Here is a 4,775-nt window from a genome sequence, read left to right on the forward strand (position 1 = left end):
CCCGCAGCAGGATGCGCGAGTTGCCGAACAGCCCGCCGGAGCCCTGGTCGATGTTGATGCCGGGGGCTTTGCCCTGCAGGGCGTTGATGGGATTCACTTCGTTGGTGGCCGCCAGTTCCGCACCTTTCACTTCCGACACGGTGTAGCCCAGGGCGCGCTTTTCTTTGCGCTGGCCGAGTGCCGTTACCACCACTTCCGACAGCTCGCGTTTGGATTCCTCCAGCACCACGTCGTAGTTGGCGCCGGAGCCGATAGCCTGTTCCCGCGCGGCGTAGCCGATCGCGGTAAAGACGAGCACCGCGCCTTCTTCGGCGTCGATTTCGAAAAAGCCGTCTGCATTGGTGGTGGTGCCTTTGGCGGTCCCTTTAACGGTCACGGTTACACCGGGGATGCTGGAACCGTCTGCCGCTTTCACCCGGCCGGTGATTTTCTTGAAAAGCGCGTCGCGGCTGATGACCACCTTCAGCCCGTCGCGCTGGATGATGATCTGGGAGCCTACTACTTCGAGGTTGACGTTGTAGGGCGACAGCAGCGATTGCAGCACGTCGCCAAGCCGCGTGTCCTGCACGCTGACGCTCACGATACTGGCCAGTGGGATGGTTTGGGTAGCATAGGCGAACTTGACGGAAGCCGCCTCTTCGATCCTGCCGAGCACATTTTTCAGTTGTTTGTTGGCTACGGTAAGGGAGATTTTCTTGTCGAGCACGCCCTGCGCCTCGCTGCCCGCGGCCATGGCGGACATCACGTACAAGCACAGGAGGGTCTTCAACAGCGCTACCCGCATCATGAAACGGAAGGTATTCATACGCTTGATATTTTGGTTGACAGTAAATGCTTTTTCATTCGTGGTGAGGGTTCGGAGCGGGGCTTAATGGCAGCCAGGACCTGAGATCCGCACTTCATTGTTCACTGTTTCGTATGTTGCGCCCAGCACTTTGCAGAGCACATCCATTTTATCGTAAAAAGTGCCTTCTTCCAAAGACACGGTAATCCTGCATTTTTCGAACAGCTTCCTGTCGTACCGGATCTCCACGGCGTAAGTTTCCGCGAGCTCGTCCACTACGGAGGGAGCGGGTGCTTCGTCGAAGCTGAAACGGGGAACGGGAGCAACGGGGTTTTCGAGGATGGCCTTATTTATAACAACCGACTTGGCCATCGTGTTGCGTCCGGCGTCATAAACGGCCTGTTCGTTGGGCAGCAGTATCCAGGAAGCGCCGTTACCGGCATGCGAAACGGATACTTTCCCGGTGCGGACTGCCACGGTGATGCTTTCTTCGCCGCTGATCCGGAAGCTGGTGCCCAGAACGCGGGTTACGACTTTGCCGGCATATACGGTGAAGGGGCGCTTCGGGTCGGGCGATACTTCGAAGAAGGCGGAGCCTTCCAGTTTCACTTCCCGGGCGTCCGGGCCGGGCAGGCTTTGGTAGCGGACCCTGGCGCCGGGGCTCAGGGTGATCCGCGAACCGTCTACCAGTAATACGGAACGGAGGGCCGGACCGTTGTTCGTGGCGAGTATCTCCCCCGCCCCCGGCCTGGCTATGGCCGGCGTTTCCACGGCGGTTTCCCCTCCCGGGGCGGTTTGATTGCCCGCCCACCACCAACCGGCGCCTGCCAGCAGCAATACCACGGCGGCAGCGGCGGCGTATCGCATCCAGCGGACCTGCAGCTGCATGCCCGCTTCGATGTCCGCCCAGATTTCCCCGGCCAGTCTTTGGGAGGGTACTTCATCTTCCGAAGCCTTTACGTCGGCGATGGTACGCCGCGCATGGGCTACCAATGCCACTCGCCGGGCGTCTTCCGCCATCCAGGCTTCCCAGCGGGCATCGGCGCTCACGGTAGGGCGCAAAATCCATTGCACAAAATCATCGTCGCGCAGCAATGCTTCCAGTTCGGCTTGGGTGTACGTCATACGGTTGAAAAAAGGTGGTCGTATAATGGTATGTACATAAAACCGGTCCGCGATACTCACTCCCCGGCGAATATTTTTAACATTTTTTATAACAGGATAATTTAGTGCGAGTCTGACGATTGCAAACGCCGGCGCCCGGCAACGGCGCAGCTGCAACAACGTACAGACGCAGTACTGATACCGTACTCATACCGTACCAACACTATCGCACCAAGTTCACACGCGTTTTATAAAATATTGAATATCAAATATTTAAAAACAATCCGCCCACATGAATTTTAAATAATTTTCAGTTGAACAGATATTATTTTACCCTTCCCGCAGGATGAATATCAGGGCAATAGCCTGGGGGCCGAGGAGCTGGCGGAGATGGGTAACGGCGCGGTGGAGGAGGTTGGTGGCGGATTGGTAGTTGATGGCCATGATGCCGGCGGCTTCTTCGGTGGTAAGGCCCTGGTAGAAGCGCAGGTTGATCATTTCCTGCTGGCGTTGGGGCAGGCGTCCGATGGCCTGGCGGATGAGCTGGCGGCGGAGGGATTCGTTTTCCTGTTCGAGGAGGATGGCTTCGGGATGGACGGGGTCCGCCTGTTCGGGGAGCGTATCGGCGTATAGCATGCGCACGCCGGCCTTCCGCATGAGTTTGTAGCGGAGGGCTTTCAGTAAATAACCCCTTACGGAGCTAACGGCTGGTACGCGCCCGCGGGAGCGCCAAAGTTCAATAAAAAGGTCCTGGATGACATCTCTCACCAACCCTTCGTCCCTGCTCACCCTGATGCCGTAAACAATCAGCGGCGGCGCGTGCTCATCATACAGTTGCGCGAATGCATCCCGGTCACCTTGTCGGAAAGCCTCCCAGGCAAGGTCTGCGGCAGGGGGCGTTTTATCTTGTAGCGGCATGCTGATACGGCTGCTTTCTGATTGGTAAGGTATGCATATTTCGCAAAAATTTCACCTTCCATTCCCAACCAAACCCCTCACGCAAGGGTTATTTCAACATGAAACAGGTAAAACAGATCACATTCGCCGCACGGCCCTCCGGACTGCCCGATGCATCCATTTTCCGGATCGATGAAGCAGCCCTGCCCGATGCGAAAGAAGGAGAGCTCCAGCTCAGGGGTATGTTCTATTCCGTAGACCCGTACATGCGCGGCCGGATGAACGACGCTAAATCCTACGTTCCCCCGTTCCAGGTGGGCCAGGCACTGGAAGGCGGTGTGGTGGCCGAAGTGGTATCCTCCCGCGCCAACGGCTTCGATCCGGGCGACGTCGTCCTGGGCCCATACCTCCCCTGGCGCACGGAAATGACCGTTCCCGCAACGGCCGTTCAGAAAATAGACGCCAACATCGCCCCGCCCAGCTATTACCTCGGCGTGCTGGGCATGACAGGCCTCACGGCATATATCGGCCTGATGGACATCGGCAGGCCTAAAGCCGGCGAAACCGTTGTGGTTTCCGGCGCCGCCGGTGCCGTCGGCTCCGTAGTGGGGCAGATCGCCAAACACCTCGGCTGCCGGGCCGTCGGGATTGCAGGATCGGATGAGAAAGGGAAACTCCTGACGGACACCTTCGGGTTCGATGCCGCCATCAACTACAACGAGCCCGGGCTCGACGACCGCCTTTCCACCACCTGCCCCAACGGCGTGGATATCTATTTCGACAATGTAGGCGGCGAAATATCGGACGCGGTCATGAAACAACTGAACTTCTTCGCCCGGGTCCCGCTCTGCGGACAGATCTCCATGTACAACGCCACCGAACCGCCCACCGGCCCACGCTGGCAGGGATTAATGGTGACGCGGAGCATCCTCATGCAGGGGTTCATCATCCGCAATTACGCCGCCCGCTTCCGGGAAGGGATCGAATTCCTCGCCCCGCTGGTAAAAGCCGGCAAAATCAAATCGGAAGAAACCGTGGCGGAAGGGTTCGAAAAACTCCCGGAAGCGCTGCTCGGTCTCTTCTCCGGTAAAAACAAAGGCAAAATGATCGTCAAAGCCTGATCATCTTTTCACCCGACAAAAACGAACGACATGAGCGATTTGACAGGAAAATCCATCGTGATCACCGGCGCCGCCATGGGGCTGGGACAAGCCGCCGCGCAAGTGTGCGCCGCCAGTGGCGCCTCGCTTACGCTGGTCGACTTCAACGAAAAAGCACTCAATGAAACCGCGGCAGACATCCGCAAAGCGCACCCCGATGCGCAGATCACCACCGTTTCCGCGGATGTATCCCAGGAAGAAGAAGTAAAAAAATACGTAGCCGCCGCCATGGACGCCTACGGCCGGATCGACGGCTTCAACAACAATGCCGGCATCGAAGGCAAACAGGCCCCCATGGCTGAATACGACCTCGCAGTTTTTGAAAAGGTCATCGAAATCAACCTGATGGGCGTTTACTACGGCCTGCGCCACATCCTGCCCATCATGGTAAAACAGGCATACGGCCGCATCGTGAACGTGGCCTCGGTGGGCGGCATCCGCGGCGTACTGCATCAATCGCCCTATGTGGCCAGCAAACACGCCGTTTCGGGGATGACGAAAACCGCCGCCCTCGAATACGCCAAACACGGCATCACCGCCAACGCCATCGCGCCCGGCGCCATCCTCACCCCCATGGTGGCAGGCGCCTTCCGGCAAATGAACCCCGCCGACCCCAAAGCAGCGGAAACCGAATACGCGAAAGATAATCCCAGCAAGCGCCTCGGCCTGCCCGTGGAGGTCGCCAACGTTGTGGCCTTCCTCCTCAGCGACGATTGCAGCTACGTAAACGGGCAAACGATCGCCATCGACGGCGGGCAGTCCAATGCCTACGGGCCGGTGTGATCGCTGAAAACGATAAAAAGCCGGCTATCCTTGCGGGCAGACGGCTT

The 4,775-nt window shown here is 58.3% G+C and carries 5 protein-coding genes; 2 read left to right on the forward strand and 3 right to left on the reverse strand.

The features are described 5' to 3' along the window. The 3 genes from Q0510_RS03670 to Q0510_RS03680 form a co-directional block, all read right to left on the reverse strand. On the reverse strand, positions 1-805 hold an 805-nt coding region (locus Q0510_RS03670; protein WP_298708369.1), incomplete at its 3' end, for a carboxypeptidase-like regulatory domain-containing protein. 63 nt (positions 806-868) lie between these two features. Continuing rightward, complete coding sequence (locus Q0510_RS03675; protein ID WP_298708371.1) at positions 869-1,909, reverse strand: FecR family protein; 1,041 nt, start codon at positions 1,907-1,909, stop codon at positions 869-871. Between the two features lie 309 nt (positions 1,910-2,218). Beyond that, positions 2,219-2,806 (reverse strand): sigma-70 family RNA polymerase sigma factor, encoded by a 588-nt coding sequence (locus Q0510_RS03680; RefSeq protein ID WP_298708375.1) that lies wholly within the window; start codon positions 2,804-2,806, stop codon positions 2,219-2,221. Positions 2,807-2,904: 98 nt separating this feature from the next. Here Q0510_RS03680 and Q0510_RS03685 point away from each other — a divergent pair, with 98 nt between their 5' ends. Further along, positions 2,905-3,906 carry an NADP-dependent oxidoreductase gene (locus Q0510_RS03685; protein ID WP_298708377.1) on the forward strand — a complete coding sequence of 334 codons (1,002 nt, stop codon included), beginning with the start codon at positions 2,905-2,907 and terminating at the stop codon, positions 3,904-3,906. 30 nt (positions 3,907-3,936) lie between these two features. After that, positions 3,937-4,728 (forward strand): glucose 1-dehydrogenase, encoded by a 792-nt coding sequence (locus tag Q0510_RS03690; RefSeq protein WP_298708379.1) that lies wholly within the window; start codon positions 3,937-3,939, stop codon positions 4,726-4,728. Positions 4,729-4,775: the final 47 nt, after the last annotated feature.

The organism is uncultured Chitinophaga sp., from assembly GCF_937874145.1.
GTDB lineage: Bacteria > Bacteroidota > Bacteroidia > Chitinophagales > Chitinophagaceae > Chitinophaga.